Here is a 14,983-nt window from a genome sequence, read left to right as displayed (position 1 = left end):
CAACGTTCATCAGGCGGACCGGGCACCGGCCCCCCTGCGAGCCGACCCCGGATGCGTCCCGCCCGGACCATCACTGCGGGCGGGATGGGCCTCTCCCGCCGACAACGCCGGGACCGTGGCATTCGAGTCGCACCACGCGGCCGGCAGGATGCGCGTCGACGGCTTCCCTGTGCTCCGCCGCGACCCCCGTGCGAGCGTGCGCGCCGGACCCGCGCCCCCTTCCGGAGATGCCGCCGGCCACCGCCCCCTAGGAACGCGGCCAGCATGGACACACTGACATTCGAAAGCGACGACCTCGACCACACAGAGGAGTTCCTCAGCAAGGCCTACACGAAGGTGAAGATCAGCGGCTCCCCCGAACGCCCCAAGACGCAGATCTGGCGGAAGAGCGTGGGATCCACCTGTGTGGACAGGCTCGTGTTCGACTACGACATGCACCACGACGCGCGGCCGATCGGCAAGGTCTGTCTGTGCACCGTGCAGTCCGGCTCCATCGTGCGCCGGTACGGGGGCGGAGCCCAGGGCGTCTTCGGGCCCGGGGACGCGTTCCTGTACGCCCCGCACGACCGCCCCTACAAGGGGGTCATCCAACGCTCCCGGTTCACCATCGTCCTGCTCGACCCGCTCGTGCTGAACCGGGTGGCCACCGCGCTGCCCGGCCACGGGCCCACCGAGCTCCGGTTGACCGGCGACCGCCCCGTCTCCCCGGGCGCCGCCCGGCACCTGAAGCGCACCATCGCCCACCTCCGCGACCACGTGCTGGCGGAACCGGCGGTGCGCGACGCCCCGCTGATCGCCTCCGCCGCCTCCGACCTGCTGGCGGCGAGCGTGCTGAACACCTTCCCCAACAACGCGCTCACCGACCTCGGGGTCCAGGAGGGCCGCGACGCCCACCCGGCCACGCTGCGGCGCGCCGTCGCCTACATCGAGGACCACGCCGACACCGACATCAGCGCCGCCGAGATCGCCGCCGCGGCCCGCGTGAGCCTCCGCGCCCTCCAGCACACGTTCCGGCGCCACCTGGGCAGCACGCCCGTCAACTACCTGCGCCGCGTCCGCCTCGCCCACGCCCATGCCGACCTGGTGGCCGCCGTTCCCGGGAGCGGTGCCACCGTGACCGCCACCGCGGCCCGGTGGGGGTTCCTCCACCCCGGCCGGTTCGCCGCCGCCTACCGCCGCGCCTACGGGCGGCCTCCCGGGGAGACCCTCCGCCGGCTTCCGCCCTGACCGGCGGCCGGGCAGGCAGAGCCGCCTGCGCGGGCGAGCCGCGGACCGCGGCGCGGGGCGCCGCGGTCCGGGCGTCAGTCCCCGGGCGCCTGCTCCGCCCGGCCCCCGTCGGTGTCGGCGGGGGCGTCGGGACCCGCCTCGACCGCCTGGTCGAAGCCTCCCTCGCGCACGTGCGCCAGTTTGTCCTTCATGCTGCGCATGAGGAAGTAGAGGACGCCGCCGATCGCGGCGACCACGAGGAAGCCCAGGACACCGGGGGTGATGGTGTACTTGTCGACCTCGGTCTGCTGAGCCAGCATGAGTACGGTCTGCATACCGCTCATGTTCCCACCGTCTCGCGGACGCCCGCGAACAGGTCCGTCTCCGGCATCTCGGTGTCGACCAGCGAGCGGGCCAGGTGGTAGTCCTCCCAGGGCCAGGCCGCGCGCTGGACGTCCATCGGAACCGCGAACCAGAAGCTGTTCGGGTCGATCTGGGTGGCGTGCGCGATGAGGGCGCGGTCGCGCGTCTCGAAGTGCTCGTCACAGGTGATCTGAGTGGTGATCTCCCACTCCTTGCGCTCCCGCTCCTCGAGGCGCTTGATCCAGTCGGCGTAGGGGTTGTCCAGCCCGCGCTCCTCAAGGGCGGCGGAGATGGCCTCGAACCGGGTGCGCGGGAAGGAGACGTGGTAGTAGAGCTTGAGCGGCTGCCAGGGGTCGCCCGTGCCCGGGTAGCGCTCCGGGTCCCCCGCGGCCTCGAAGGCCTCGACCGAGACCCGGTTGGTCATGATGTGGTCGGGGTGGGGGTAGCCGCCCTCGTCGTCGTAGGTGAGGATCACGTGCGGGCGGAAGGAGCGCACCGACCGCACCAGCGGCTCGGAGGCGGTCTCCAGCGGCTGCACCGCGAAGCACCCCTCGGGCAGCGGCGGCAGCGGGTCGCCCTCGGGCAGGCCGGAGTCGACGAAGCCGGAGAACTCCTGGTGCACGCCCAGGATCCGGCGGGCCTCGGCCATCTCCTTGCGGCGGACCTCGCCGATGTTCTCGCGGACCTCGGGCCGGTCCATGGCCGGGTTCAGGATGGAGCCGCGCTCGCCACCGGTGAGTGTGACGACCAGCACTTCTGCGCCCTCGGCCACATAGCGCGCCATGGTGGCGGCGCCCTTGCTGGATTCGTCGTCGGGGTGGGCATGCACGGCCATCAGCCGCAAACGCTCGGACAACGGAGTTACCCCTCGGGTAGTCGCGGAAGCTTCCTCGAAAAGCCCCGGCCGACGGCGTCGTCCGGCCGGGGGCCCACCGCGCTGCCCGTACGGGGACATGCGGGGGCGGGGGTGGAACGGGGGCCCCATCGGGCGGGGCTATCTTAGACAACGCAGACCTTACGTTCGGAGATTCCCGCATGCCCGAGAGCCCCTCTGACCTCACGCCCGACGGCGCCGAGAACAGCGGCGCCGCCCGCGGCGACGACGGCGGCGACAGCGGCGGCTACGGCGCCCCGCGCGCGTTCGGGAAGCGGCACGGCGCCCGGCCCGTCTTCTTCGTCCTCGGCCTCATCGCCGCGGGCGTGTTCACCGTCGGGTGGGGTTTCGCCCTGATGAGCTACGGGGACCACACCGGCGTGGCCAACCAGACCATCGCCTGGAGCATCGACTCCGGCGACGAGGCCACCATCACCTTCGAGACCAACAGCGGCGGGCCCGCGGTGTGCGTGGTGCGCGCCACCGACGCCCAGCACGTGGAGGTGGGCCAGCGCAGTGTCGAGGTGGAGGCGGGGACCCAGGAGTCGACCGCGACGATCGAGACGGTTCGTCGTGCGGCGATGGTAGAAGTGGCGTCCTGCAGGGAACAAGGAACGGCAAAGTGAACGCCATGACCGCCCTGCCCGCCCCTACGAGCCCTCGGCCCCGCCGGAAGGCACCGCCGCCCATCGCCCGAGCCCTTCCCGCCCATTCCTGAGCACCGTTGTCCGGCATCCGCCTTACGGTGCACAAACGGCGGGATTCAGCGGTTCTTCCACGATGATCACGCGGTGATAACCTCGTAAGTTCAGCTGCGGCCGATGGTGGACCGCAGTAGTTGAGACGCACCAAGGGAGTTCCCGTGACCGAGACCCGCGATGACAACGTCACCTGGCTGACCCAGGAGGCGTATGACCGGCTCAAGGCGGAGCTGGAGCACCTTTCGGGGCCTGGTCGCATCGAGATCGCCGACAAGATCGAAGCCGCCCGCGAGGAGGGCGACCTGAAGGAGAACGGCGGCTACCACGCCGCCAAGGAGGAGCAGGGCAAGATCGAGGCCCGCATCTCCCAGCTCCAGGGCATCCTCCGCAACGCGCGCGTCGGCAGCGCCCCGCTCAAGGAGGGCGAGGTCGGTCCCGGTATGACCGTCACCATCAAGTTCGAGGGCGACGACGAGGAGGTCACCTTCCTCCTCGCCTCCCGAGAGGAGAGCGGCGCACCGATCGACGTGTACTCCCCCAAGTCCCCGCTGGGCGCCGCGATCAACGGCAAGCGGATCGGCGAGACGGTGAGCTACACGCTCCCCAACGGCAAGAGCCTCTCGGTGGAGATCATCGACGCCGTCCCCTACGGCGGAGCCTAGCCTCCCGCGGACATTGCGGAAGGGGTGGCCGAGAGCCACCCCTTCCGCTTTGTGGGGCCTGTCGTCCGGGACCGCCGTTCCGCACCCCGTGTGCAGGGCCGTGTCCGCCGGGGCGGCGCCAGCAGAAGGCCGTCGTGGCCGCGAGACGCGGAACCGCCTCAGCGGCCGCGCCCCGTGTGCAGGGCCTCGCGCAGAGTCCCCGCGTCCACGCCCCCCTGCGCCGGCCCCCTTACTGCAGGGCGCACTCGGGGGCGCTCGCCCCTCCTTCGGCGAAGGCCGCCGGCAGGAAGTCCCCCGCGCCGATGCGCAGCCACTCCCGGGCTTCGCCCGAGGGGCCGGCGACCCGGTCCCCGGCGGCGCGGCACTGGACCGGCACCCTCGCTTGGTCGGCCGCCATCCCGGTCACGGGGTGGTCCAGCCCGGGGCCGGACCGCACGATCACCGGGTCGCCGCGGTCCGCGGTGGCCACCTGGGCCCGCACCCGCCGGTCGCCCGTCCACAGGTAGTCCACCTGGACCCAGGCGTTGGTGGGCAGCTTCAGCGCCTCCCGGAAGGTGCCGTCGGCCAGGTCGATGCCGGCCGGGTTGCGCACGGTCCGGCCGAAGCCGTCCCGGCCGCCGTTGTAGCCGTCGGTGTAGGCGGCCTGCGCCTGCGGGGTGCCGTGCGGCAGGTCCCGCCACATCTGCCGGTCGGTGTTCCAGTGGTCGTCCTTGATGTTCCACGGGCCCACGTCCCAGACCGGGGCGTAGGCGCAGCGGCGCGACTCGGACTCGGTGCACACCCGCACCGTGTAGTCGCCCGTGCCGCGCGGCGCGAGCGCGCGCCGGGACGGCAGCGCCACGAAGTGGTCCTCGCGGCGGACGGTGTGGCCGTTGGCGGTGGTCGCGCCGACCAGGCCGATCCGGGTGGCGAACAGGCGCGCGGAGAACGGGTCCCCCGGCAGGGGCTCCCCGTCGGCCTCGGCCGTGCCGACCGGGCGCAGGCGCACCTCCTCCAGGACCGTCCCGCCCTCGGCCGCCCCGCCGTCCAGGCCGACCCGCACCTGCACGCGGTCGGACGGGTGGGGCAGGCGCACGCGCACGCCCTGGTCCCCGGTGACGGCGGCGGGCGAGGAGCCCGCGACCGGCGCCCACTCGCCCCAGACCCCTTCGGCGCGCTCGCCGCGCACCTCGACCAGCAGGCCCTCGGCCGGTCCGGAGACGGCGACGGCGACGTCGATCTCCTCCACCGGGCGGTCGAGGTCGCGGGCCGGGAAGGTGGCCAGGGCCACCGGGCCCTCGTCGGCCCCGGGCTCCACCGAGGCGCCGAGCGGCGCCTGGTGGGCGCCGGTGTCCACACGCAGGCCCGCGCCCTGGTGGCCGGCTCCGGAGAGCTCGGCGGCTGAGGGGTCCTCCTCGATCCACCCCTGGGCGGCCGGTCGCGGCGCCGCCTCGGCGTGGGCGGCGGGCAGCAGGGACGCGCCGAGGAGCCCCGCGGCGGCGAGGGCCCCGGTGCGTAACCAGATACGCGGCATGTCTCCCCCATCTCGGTCGGCCCCCGGAAGGCGCGCCGTGGACCGCGGGCGCCCGGAAACACCGGGGATCCCACAAGTAAGCAATCAATGACAGGTGGCAACAAAAGCGGCGCGCCGAACGGAGAAGGCGCGGGGGTAAAAGGAGGACAAGGAACGAATTCCGCCGGAGCGGATGAATTCCTCACCCACCCCATTCGCCCCATACGAACCCTTCGCGTGGATAAGGGGCGGACATTGTCGGCCTTGTCGGACCGGCCCCGTCGGCCTTCGGCATGCGGAGGGTCGCCTGCGGTCGGCGGCATGCGGCCGGCAGCTCCAGGCCGATGGGGCCCGGCCTGCGGGGGCGGGCCGCGGGAGGACCCGCCCGGCCGTCCTCCCGGCACACCGCCGGACAGCCGCGATGGGTCGCATCCACCGGAACGGGGGGGCACCTCCGCCGGCGCACTGCAACGTGCCGCGGCCGCGACCGCTCTCGCCGAGCGGCCGTAGGCCGCCCGAAGGGACGCGTGCCCTGCCCCGGTCGGTGCGCTCAGCGGTCGGAGATGCCGGTCGTGTCCGCCGGCGTGGTGGAACTCTGCGGGCCCCGGCCGCCCCCGGGGGCACTGTCTGCCGCCCGCGTCGACTCCCCCGTTGATCTCGGGAGAGGCGGGGGAATACTCGCCGGGATTACCCCGACTCTCCCGAGATCAACGGCAAGGAGGGGGCACCGCTCACAAGGACGCGGCCGAGAGTTCCACCACGCCGGCGGACACGGCCGAGACGGCCCTGCCGCATCCTTGACCGCCCCTCCCTGGACGGCAGACGGGAAACGATGCCCGACTCCGGGCACGGCTCCGTTGCCGGCCCCTGCGCCGAGAGGCCGCCGTCCCCACCACAGGTCACGGTCGGGAACGAGAGCTGGGACGGGCCCCGCGGCCCTCGGGGCCACAGGGCGGGACAGCCCCGGGAGCCGGACCTCCGCACCGGAAGCGCCCAGCAGGGCGAGGAGCATCGACGGCGAGGCGGTCGGCGGCCGCGTCCCTTTCACCGGTCCAAGTTCCGCGCGCGTTCCGGAGGCGCGCTTCCTGAGGTCTTCGGAGGTCCGACGGGGGCTTGGATCGTCGACGGGGCCTGTCCAGGCCCGTGGACGCCGACATGCGCAGACACGGCCGCCGCGCCGATGCGGAGTCGGACCCGGGAGAATGCCCCGCCGTCCGCACGGGCGCCGGAGAGGCGCGGAGGGGCGGCCCGGCCCCGGCCCCGGCCCCGCACAAGACTCGGGGCCGGAGCCGGGCCGTGCTCAGGCGCCGAAGGCCAGCAGGCAGGCCGTGAAGCTGTGCACGTGATTGCGGCCGGCGACCGGGCCGACCTCACCGGCGGCGAAGAACCCGGTCACCGCCTCCACCCCGAGCGCCCGGCGGACCGCGCGCACGTCGTGGTCGGCGGTGCCGAACATGGAGGCGCCCCGCCCGTTGCAGGAGAAGAGCAGCACGCCCGCCGAGCGGCCTCCGGTGTCCTCGCCGAACACGCCCAGCCGCTCCAGCAGGTCGGTGTCGGCGGTGTCGCGGTCGCGGACCTGGAACCGCACGGTCTGGCCCACGTCCACGGTGTCGCCGATGGTCAGACTGTTCTCGTCGGGGTCGGCGCCCACCACCGAGCGGATCAGGAAGTCGCCCTGCTCGTGCCGGTCGGCGTACTCGTCCATGGCGATGCCGATGTGCAGGCCGCCCCCGGCCGCCAGCTCCTGCTCCTCCGGCGGCAGGGCGTTGATGAGCTGCTCCAGCCGGTCGTAGGCGGGCACCCCGGCCAGCCCGGTGACCACGTTGCCCTCGGAGCCGGTGACCGCCATAGCCGGGCCCACCGGACGGCAGCCCTGGCTGACCATGGTGCCCACGACGCCCTCGCCGCCCAGCAGCAGGCCGATGGCGCCGGCGTCGACCACCTCGCCCTCGAAGAACAGCCGCACCGAGCCCTGCCCGCCCATGCCGTCGGCCAGCCCGCCGACCAGCGGCAGGCCGCCCAGCGCGTCGGTGGAGCGCTCCACGAACGACTGGGCGGGGAAGCGGTAGGGGTCGGCGAGCAGCAGGGCCGCCCGGTCCGCGTCGGAGGGCTCGCGCATGCCGATGACCGCCAGGTGGTCGCCCTCGGGGACCACGTCCAGCTGGAAGGGGGTCATCTCGACGTCGGGCAGGCGCGCCGCCCACACGCTCACCGCGCCCTGCTCCTCCACGCCGCGGCCGCCGCCGATCACCCCGCCCGAGGTGCATCCGATGCTCACCGAGCCGGGCGCCATGCCCATCACGCGTTCACCGGCGAGGACGACCTCCTCGGTGTCGGTGCCGCACACCGAGAAGAAGATCAGGTCCGGGGGGCCGTCGAGCGACCGCACCGCCTCCTGCACCGCTCTCTCGGCCGCGCTCACCAGATCGGCGCCCGACGCAAGCGCATCACCGAACCTGGCCACTGGTCGCACCCCATATCGTTCGTCGGTCCGTTCCGGGGCCGGGGCGCCGGCCCGGGGGACCATCCTTGCAGCCCCTGGACGTGAAACCTTCCCCCGAGCCTCCTTATTTCACCGAACGCCGCCGATGAGGGCGATCCCGCACACCCGGCGCCCCGCTAATAGACTCGCCTGCGTGTCCGCCCTCACACCCCCCGACGCATCGAGCACACCACCGACCGGCGCACCGGCCGGCACGCCCCCCGAGGCACTGCCCGCCACCCTGGGCGCCCTGCGGGACTCCGGCCGCGTGCCGCTGCCCGTCAAGGAGGAGGTCCGCCGCGCGCTGCTGGATCGCATGCGCGCCGGACGGCCCCGCCTTCCCGGGCTGGTCGGGTTCGGTTCCACCGTGCTGCCACAGGTGGAACGGGCGCTGCTGGCCCGCCACGACATCGTGCTGCTGGGCGAGCGCGGGCAGGGCAAGACGCGGCTGCAGCGCGCTGTCGCCGCGCTGCTGGACGACTGGTCGCCGGCGGTGGAGGGGTGCCCGGTCAACGACGACCCGTTCGCGCCGGTGTGCCCGCGCTGCCGGGAGACGGCGGGGCGCCTGGGCGCGGACCTCCCGGTGGTCTGGCGCCACCGGGGCGAGCGGTACCGGGAGAAGCTCGCCACCCCCGACACCTCCGTGGCCGACCTGATCGGGGACGTCGACCCGGTGCGGCTGGCGCAGGGCGCGGGCCTGGACGACCCGGCGTCGATGCACTACGGGCTGGTGCCGCGGGCCAACCGCGGCGTGCTGGGCCTGGACGAGCTGCCCGACCTGGCCGCCCGGGTACAGGTGGCGCTGTTCGGGGTGCTGGAGGAGCGGGAGGTGCAGGTGCGCGGGTACACCCTCCGGCTCCCGCTGGACCTGCTGGTGGTGGCCACCGCCAACCCGGAGGACTACACCGACCGGGGGCGGATCGTCACCCCGCTCAAGGACCGCTTCGGCGCGGAGGTGCGCACCCACTACCCGCTGACGGTCGACGACGAGGAGGCGCTGGTGCGCCAGGAGGCCGCCCCGGCGGGCCGGGTCCTGGTGCCCGGGCACCTGGTGGCGGCGGTGGCGCGGTTCGCCCGGCTGGTGCGGGCCTCGCCGTCGGTGGACGCCCGGTCGGGGGTCTCGGCCCGGTTCGCGCTCGCCGCGGTCGAGGCGGCCGCCGCGTCGGCCGAGCGGCGGGCGGCGCTGGCCGGGGAGAAGGCCGCGGTGGCCCGGGTGGCCGACCTGGCCCCGGCGGTCCCGGCGCTGCGCGGCAAGGCCGAGTTCGCGCCCGGTGAGGAGGGGCGCGAGGCCGAGGTGCTGGAGCACCTGCTGCGGCGCGCGACGGCGGAGGTGTTCCGGGAGCGGTTCGGCGAGGAGGACCTGGAGCCGCTGAAGGCGCACTTCGCCTCCGGGGGGACCGCCGAGGCGGGTTCCGGGGTGCCGGCGGCGGACCTGCTCGCCTCGGTGGGCCCGCTGGAGGGCCTGGGGGCGCTGACCGAGCGCGCCGCCGGGCGGGACGGCGACCTGCACGGGACCGACGGTGCGCCGGAGGGCGCGGAGGCGGCCGCGGGGGTGACGGCGGCGGCGCTGGAGCTGGCCATGGAGGGGCTGTACCTGACCCGGAGGCTGTCCAAGGACGAGGCCGCCGGACAGGACGGTCCGGAAGAGCGGTCGGTGTACCGGACGTGAGGCGGGACCGGCCAGGGCGCGCCTCCCGGACCACCGTCGGCCCGGCACAGGCGGTCCGGCACAGGCGGTCCGGCCGGGTTCGCCCTGTTCCCAGGCGTGCCGACCGCTGCCGGGCGGGCGGGCGCCGTTCGGCTTCGCTGAGGACGAGGGGTGGGCGCGGTGACAGGTGAGGCCGACGCCGGGCACGGGGACGAGTGGGTCCGCTACCGCGCCTACCGGCCCGGGCCCGATCCGCTCGCGCCGCCGTTCGACACCGCGCGCGCCCTGCGCGACCTCGGGCGGGAGGTGTTCGCCGGGAAGCGGCCGCACGAGGCCCTGCGGACGATGCTGCGGGAGGGCGCGCAGGGGGTTCCGGGCCTGGACCGGCTTCTGGAGCAGGTGCGGGCGCTGCGCCGGGCCCGCGGCGAACTGGACCGGGCGATCGGCCTCGAACTCCGGGAGCTGGCCGACGACCCCTCCGATACGGCGCGGATCCGGGAGAGCGAGCTGGCCTCCCTGCCCGAGGACACCGCCGCCGCCCTGCGCCACCTGATGGCCGAGCCCTACCCCTGGAGGTCGGACGAGGCGCGGCGGACGGTCGAGAGCCTTCTGCAGGATCTGTGGCGCGCCGCCGCCCTTCCGGCCCCGGAGCGGATCGCGGCCATGGCCGACGCGCTGAGCGGGCTGCTGGAAGCCGAGGCCCGGGGCGAGCGGGCCGACTTCGCAGGTTTCATGGCCGAGCACGGCGCCTTCTTCCCGGAGGGGCCGCGCGACCTGGACGAGCTGGTCGAGGTGCTGGCCCGGAGGGCGGCGGCCGCGCAGGGCCCCGAGGCGTCCGCTGAGTCCACTGAGTTCGCGGAGTCCGCTGAGTTCGCGGAGTCCGGGCGCGCCGGGCCGGACGGGCTGCTGGACCTGGCGGCCCGGGAGGGCGGCCTGGCCGCCTCCCTCGACCGGTTGGCCGCGGCCCTGCTGCGGCGCCGCCCCGACCTGGTCCGCGGGCTGACGGTGCCGACCGGCCCGGACGGGCCCGGCGGCCCGGCGTTCGCCGAGGCGGTCGGCCTGGCCGCGGACCCGGCGTGGCCCTCCGGGACCGCCGACACCGTCGGGGCCGTCGGGGCCGAGGACCTGGAGGAGTTGGAGGGGCTGCTGGACCGCGCCGCGCAGGGCGGCGGGCTCCCGGTGGACGGGCCCGCTCGCGCCCTGGTGGAGCGGGCGCTGGGCCCCAGGGCCGCCGAGGCGGTCGACCGGCTGGCGGGGATCGAGCCGCGCCTGCGCGCGGAGGGCCTGTTGGCGGGCGGCCGGTCGCGGCCCGGGCTGACCCCCCGGGCGGTGCACCGGCTCGGCGAGGCGGCGCTGCGCGGTTCGGCCTCCGCCCGCCGACCGCGCGGGGGCGGCGGGCACGGTCCCGCCCGCGGCCACGCGCTCCGGCCGGACGCCGAACCGATCGGCACGGCGCCGTGGGAGCCGGGGACCCAGGCGCCCCTGGACGCGGTGGCCACGGTCCGGGCCGCAGCCGCGCGCCGGGCGGCCGCGCCGTCGTCACCGCCGCCGGCGCCGCTGTCCCCCGAGGACCTGCGGGTGGTGGAGGGCGAGGACCGGGTCGCGGCCGCGGTGTGCCTGCTGGTGGACCTGTCCTCCTCGATGGTGCGCGGCGGCCTGTTCGGCCCGGCGCGGGAGGCGGCCATGGCGCTGTACACACTGGCCCGCCGCAGGTACCCGCAGGACGCCGTGCGGGTGGCGGGCTTCGACTCCTCGGCGCGGTGGCTGTCGCCGACGGACCTGGTGGCCCCGGCCGGGCCCCGGGTCCAGGGCAGCAACGTGCAGCACGCGCTGCGCCTGGCCCGGGAGCACTTCGCCCGGCACCGGGGGATGGCCCCGGCAGTGGTGCTGGTGACCGACGGGGAGCCGACGGCCCACCTGGGCCGCGACGGTGACCCGGAGTTCGCCTGGCCGCCCCGCCCTGAGACGGCGGAGCGGACCCGCGCCGAGCTGGACGCGCTGGCGGCGGCCCGGGCGGCTGTGACCCTGGTCGTCCCCGGGGGCGGGGAGGCGGCCCGGTCCTTCGCCGGGGAGGTCGCCGCCCGGGGAGGCCGCGTCCTGCGCATCGACGGCCGAGACCTGGGCCCCGCCGTCATCGGCGCCTACCGCTGACCTGGCTGTCGTCACGGGCGCGTTCCCACCCGCGCGCGGTGCGCTGGCCTCCGGCCTGAGAGGGCGGGGTGGGAACGGCGAAGCCGGGCGGGATCCGCGGGGTAGGGCTGTCGTCGGGTGCCGGGCGTGCAAATGTTCAAGCAAGCGGCGGCGACGGGGCAGGTGGTCCCGCGCTCACGGTCCCCGGCCGGGCGGCGGGGCCCCTGCGGTACGGGCGGTGAACAGCGACGACGGCGCAGGCTGGTACCCCGCTCATGGGCCCCGGCCGGGTGCCGGGCCGCCGGAGTGCGGGGAGATGGGCGGCGACGGGACGGCAGGTACCCCGCTCACGGCTGCTTGCCGGGCGGCGGGGCCCTTCGGCGCAGGGGAGGGGCGGCAACGAGAAGGCAGGCCGGTTCCCCGGGGCCGCCCGTCGGCCGCCGGGCCACTCGCGGTCCGGCAACAGCAGCGGCAACGACAGGACAGCAGGTACCCCGCTCACGCCTGCCGGCCGGGTGCCGGGCCGCCGGGGCGAAAGGGGGGAAGGCGGCGACGACGAAGCGGGGCGGCTCCCCGGGGTTGCCGGTCGGCCGCCGGGGGTCTGCCGTCTTCGGCTCTGGCGGGCCCCTTCCTTTTCGCGTTCCGGGCATACCGGGCGCACCAGGCGGCGGCTGGGCATCGTGAGTGGTGGTATCGCCACGAAATGTGCAATCGCGTGGCGATACCACCACTCACGATGGAGAACACGCCCTTCCGGTCCGGTCTCCGGCGGACACGGCCCGCCGGGCGTCCCGTTTGCCCGGATCGCAAGGAGGGTTCGGGCCTCACGCGCCCCCGGCGCGGCCCCCGGGGCCGGGCGGGCGTGCGGTGGCGGCCAGACCAGAACGGGATTCGGTACCCGACACCCCCTCTACCGGCACACCGAACCCGATTAGAGCACCCTCGGTCGCTCCGCGTAGCCAACAAGGGGGCGACGCCGACACCAGGCCCGGAGCGACCGGGCCCCCTTCCCCTCCTCGGCTGCCCCCGCTCCCCTCGGGGGGCGGACGAACAGGGGCAATACGGGCACGGCGGTACCGAATCCCGTTCTGGTCTGGCCGGGATCGCACCCATGGGCCGCCCTAGGGCGTCGATCAGCGCGCCTCCGCCCGCCTCGCCCTATGACGGTGCGTATTCCCGCAGGTCACAAGGGGTCTACTGGTCAGAGGGTGCCCGGTGCGGGCCGGGCGGGGCGCCGCGGGCGCGGGCGGGAAGCGACCGGCCCCGACCGCGAGCCCGGCCCGGACCACCAGAGGCCCGGCTGCCGACCGCCGCCCCTGAGGAACGGGCCCCTTCTCGTCGCTGCCCATCTCCCTGCACCCCGGCGGCCCGCCGCCCGGCCGACGGGCGCGAGCGGGGTATCCGCTTGGCCGTCGCCGCTGTTCCCGGACCGCGAGAGACCCGGCTGCCGACCGGAGGCCCCGGGGAACCGCCCCTCCTCGTCGTCGCCGCCCCTCCCCCTGTCACCCCCGCGACCCGCCACCCGGCAAGCAGCCCCGAGCGGGGCACCTGCTGCGCCGTCGCCGCCCCCGCGGGGCGCAGGAGCTCGAGGGCCGGCCGACCGGGGCACCACCCCTGTGGGAAGGGGCGGCTGGTGGGCCCCGGCCGGTCACGTGTCGGCTCGGATCCGCTCAGATCTCGAAGATGCTCACGTCCGAGGCGAGGAGGAGCAGCTCTTCCGGGGCCTCGCCGTCGGCGTAGAGGAGTTGGTGGCGGTCGGCCGGCATCACCGTTTCGGTGAAGCGGACCGCCCGCTCGCCCGCGTAGGTGACGCGTTCCTGGACGAGCAGGGCGACCCCGGGGCGCAGGCCGAAGGCGTCGGTCTCGGCAGGGCTGGGCATGCGCGCCCCCACCACGTCCCAGGACCACGCGCGGGGGTACCCCAGTTCGGACAGCACCTGGTCGATGCCCCGGCCGATACGCTGGGGCGACATCAGCTCGGTGTCCCCCGCGATGCCGTAGGGCATGTGGCTGGTCTGCGACTCCCACAGCACCCCGTCCACGAACCGGTCGCAGCCGCGGACCACGATCAGCCGGTCGCGGGAGGAAGGCGCGCCGTTCCCGGCGTCCACGGGGGCGTCGGGCAGCCCCAGGCGCTTGCCGACCTTGGGCCGGACCTCCTCGATGACGACCTTGATCTCCTCGACCACCGAGTCGTGGCCCTTGGCCCTCAGGTGCGGGGCGTACCCCGTCTCGAAGCGCTCGGAGTCCCGCTCCCCGCGCACCTCGGTGGCCAGGTGGACGATCGGGCTGTACTCGCGCACCTCCGCGCCCCGCCCCGGCAGAATGCTCAGCCGCCCCTCCTCCTGCAGGGCGCGCAGCGCCGAGCGCACCGTCCCCCGGGACACCCCGAAGCGCCGGGCCAGCTCCTCCTCGTGGGGCAGGCGCTCCCCCGGCTGGTAGTCGCCCCGCAGCAGGGCCTGGCGCAGGTGGTCGGCCACGACCGTCCTCTTGGACGCGTTCATCGCTGTTTCGCTCTCCCTGCTCGTCCGCCCGGCGGGTCAGTCCCTCCGGTAGGCCCCGACGTCGTCGATCTCGTACTGGAACCGGGCCCCGTTCCCGGCGAACACCACCCATTCGAGCACGACCGGCCGGGCTTCGGAGTACCCGGTCCGGTACAGCTCCAGGACCGGGACGCCCTGCCCGATCGACAGCTCCTCGCCCTCCTCGGGGGTGGGCATGCGGGTCTGCAGCTCGTCCACGTGCCCCACCTGGGGGTGGCCGAGCCCCGCCAGCACCGCCCCCGCCCCCTCGGGCAGGTCGGCAGGGTGCATCAGCGGGCTGCCCTCGGCGATGTCCATCGGGTAGTAGGAGGTGCGGCGCATGGTGCAGCGGCCGTCCACGTACCCGTAGGTGCGGCGCACCACCACCCGCTCGCCCTCGGAGATCCGCAGCCGGCTGCCGACCTCGGCCGAGGCGCTCTCGATGAGCAGCTCGGCCACGCGCGCACCGGCCCCGAAGGCCGCGAACTCGATCCCCGAGCCGGTCTGCTGGGCGGTGCGGTTGGCGTAATAGGTCACCGGAAGCACGTCGTGGACGAAGTGCCCCCGCCCCGGGTGGCTCACCACCAGGCCCTGGTTGCGCAGCATCCCCAGGGCCAGGCGCACGGTGTTGCGCGAGGCCTCGAAGCGCTCTTCCAGCTCCTTCTCCGAGTCCAGCCGGTCCCCCGGAGCGAGCCCGCCGCTCTGGATCTCCCGGCGGAGGATCCGGGCGATCCTCCGATATCTGCTCTCCTCGCGCATGAAGGGTTCCTCGATGGGTATGCAGCCTGTACCAACAAGTCCAAACCGCTATCTTGATCCCACCTCATCCATGGGTGGGACCACCGACGATACTCCGTGGATCGACGCCGATCCCGGCACCGACTCCCCCGCCTTCCACCCCCT

11 protein-coding genes are annotated in these 14,983 nt (G+C 75.0%); 5 read left to right on the top strand and 6 right to left on the bottom strand.

All coding sequences use genetic code 11. The features are described 5' to 3' along the window. Positions 1-264 precede the first annotated feature (264 nt). Entirely contained in the window at positions 265-1,227 is a 963-nt protein-coding gene (locus tag C892_RS0106425; RefSeq protein ID WP_017556548.1) for an AraC family transcriptional regulator, read from the top strand. A gap of 74 nt (positions 1,228-1,301) precedes the next feature. On the opposite strand, the gene C892_RS0106420 is transcribed toward C892_RS0106425, so the two are convergent. Then, positions 1,302-1,541 (bottom strand): hypothetical protein, encoded by a 240-nt coding sequence (locus tag C892_RS0106420; RefSeq protein ID WP_017556547.1) that lies wholly within the window; start codon positions 1,539-1,541, stop codon positions 1,302-1,304. 5 nt (positions 1,542-1,546) lie between these two features. Next, positions 1,547-2,404, bottom strand: a complete 858-nt coding sequence (gene mca / locus C892_RS0106415; RefSeq protein ID WP_017556546.1) for a mycothiol conjugate amidase Mca — start codon at positions 2,402-2,404, stop codon at positions 1,547-1,549. A gap of 200 nt (positions 2,405-2,604) precedes the next feature. Between mca and C892_RS0106410 the strand changes: the two genes are divergently transcribed. Beyond that, a complete protein-coding gene (locus C892_RS0106410; protein ID WP_017556545.1) occupies positions 2,605-3,069 on the top strand; it encodes a DUF4307 domain-containing protein in 465 nt (154 codons plus the stop codon). A gap of 236 nt (positions 3,070-3,305) precedes the next feature. Further along, positions 3,306-3,806 carry a transcription elongation factor GreA gene (gene greA, locus C892_RS0106405; protein ID WP_017540236.1) on the top strand — a complete coding sequence of 167 codons (501 nt, stop codon included), beginning with the start codon at positions 3,306-3,308 and terminating at the stop codon, positions 3,804-3,806. A gap of 229 nt (positions 3,807-4,035) precedes the next feature. On the opposite strand, the gene C892_RS0106400 is transcribed toward greA, so the two are convergent. Then, complete coding sequence (locus C892_RS0106400; protein WP_017556544.1) at positions 4,036-5,319, bottom strand: DUF8814 domain-containing protein; 1,284 nt, start codon at positions 5,317-5,319, stop codon at positions 4,036-4,038. 1,279 nt (positions 5,320-6,598) lie between these two features. Beyond that, entirely contained in the window at positions 6,599-7,762 is a 1,164-nt protein-coding gene (locus tag C892_RS0106395; RefSeq protein WP_026124174.1) for an FIST signal transduction protein, read from the bottom strand. Between the two features lie 172 nt (positions 7,763-7,934). Here C892_RS0106395 and C892_RS0106390 point away from each other — a divergent pair, with 172 nt between their 5' ends. Together C892_RS0106390 and C892_RS0106385 are read left to right on the top strand one after the other, a co-directional pair. Next, a complete protein-coding gene (locus C892_RS0106390; RefSeq protein ID WP_017556542.1) occupies positions 7,935-9,449 on the top strand; it encodes a sigma 54-interacting transcriptional regulator in 1,515 nt (504 codons plus the stop codon). Between the two features lie 150 nt (positions 9,450-9,599). Then, entirely contained in the window at positions 9,600-11,579 is a 1,980-nt protein-coding gene (locus C892_RS0106385) for a vWA domain-containing protein (RefSeq protein WP_017556541.1), read from the top strand. A gap of 1,649 nt (positions 11,580-13,228) precedes the next feature. Here the strand turns inward: C892_RS0106385 and C892_RS0106380 are convergent. Then, positions 13,229-14,062: a GntR family transcriptional regulator gene (locus C892_RS0106380; protein ID WP_017556540.1), complete on the bottom strand. Its 834-nt coding sequence runs from the start codon at positions 14,060-14,062 to the stop codon at positions 13,229-13,231. A 36-nt stretch (positions 14,063-14,098) separates the two neighbouring features. Further along, entirely contained in the window at positions 14,099-14,839 is a 741-nt protein-coding gene (locus tag C892_RS0106375) for a GntR family transcriptional regulator (RefSeq protein WP_017556539.1), read from the bottom strand. Positions 14,840-14,983 lie beyond the last annotated feature (144 nt).

The organism is Nocardiopsis baichengensis YIM 90130 (assembly GCF_000341205.1).
Classification (GTDB): Bacteria; Actinomycetota; Actinomycetes; order Streptosporangiales; family Streptosporangiaceae; genus Nocardiopsis_A; species Nocardiopsis_A halophila.
Note: the sequence above shows the minus strand (reverse complement) of the source record. Positions and strands in the feature narration are given on the sequence as shown.

Coding starts and splice junctions, on each gene's coding strand:
- C892_RS0106410 (WP_017556545.1), top strand. CDS start 2,605: ATGCCCGAGAGCCCCTCTGACCTCACGCCCGACGGCGCCGAGAACAGC.
- C892_RS0106375 (WP_017556539.1), bottom strand. CDS start 14,839: ATGCGCGAGGAGAGCAGATATCGGAGGATCGCCCGGATCCTCCGCCGG.
- C892_RS0106380 (WP_017556540.1), bottom strand. CDS start 14,062: ATGAACGCGTCCAAGAGGACGGTCGTGGCCGACCACCTGCGCCAGGCC.
- C892_RS0106425 (WP_017556548.1), top strand. CDS start 265: ATGGACACACTGACATTCGAAAGCGACGACCTCGACCACACAGAGGAG.
- C892_RS0106420 (WP_017556547.1), bottom strand. CDS start 1,541: ATGCAGACCGTACTCATGCTGGCTCAGCAGACCGAGGTCGACAAGTAC.
- C892_RS0106400 (WP_017556544.1), bottom strand. CDS start 5,319: ATGCCGCGTATCTGGTTACGCACCGGGGCCCTCGCCGCCGCGGGGCTC.
- mca (WP_017556546.1), bottom strand. CDS start 2,404: ATGGCCGTGCATGCCCACCCCGACGACGAATCCAGCAAGGGCGCCGCC.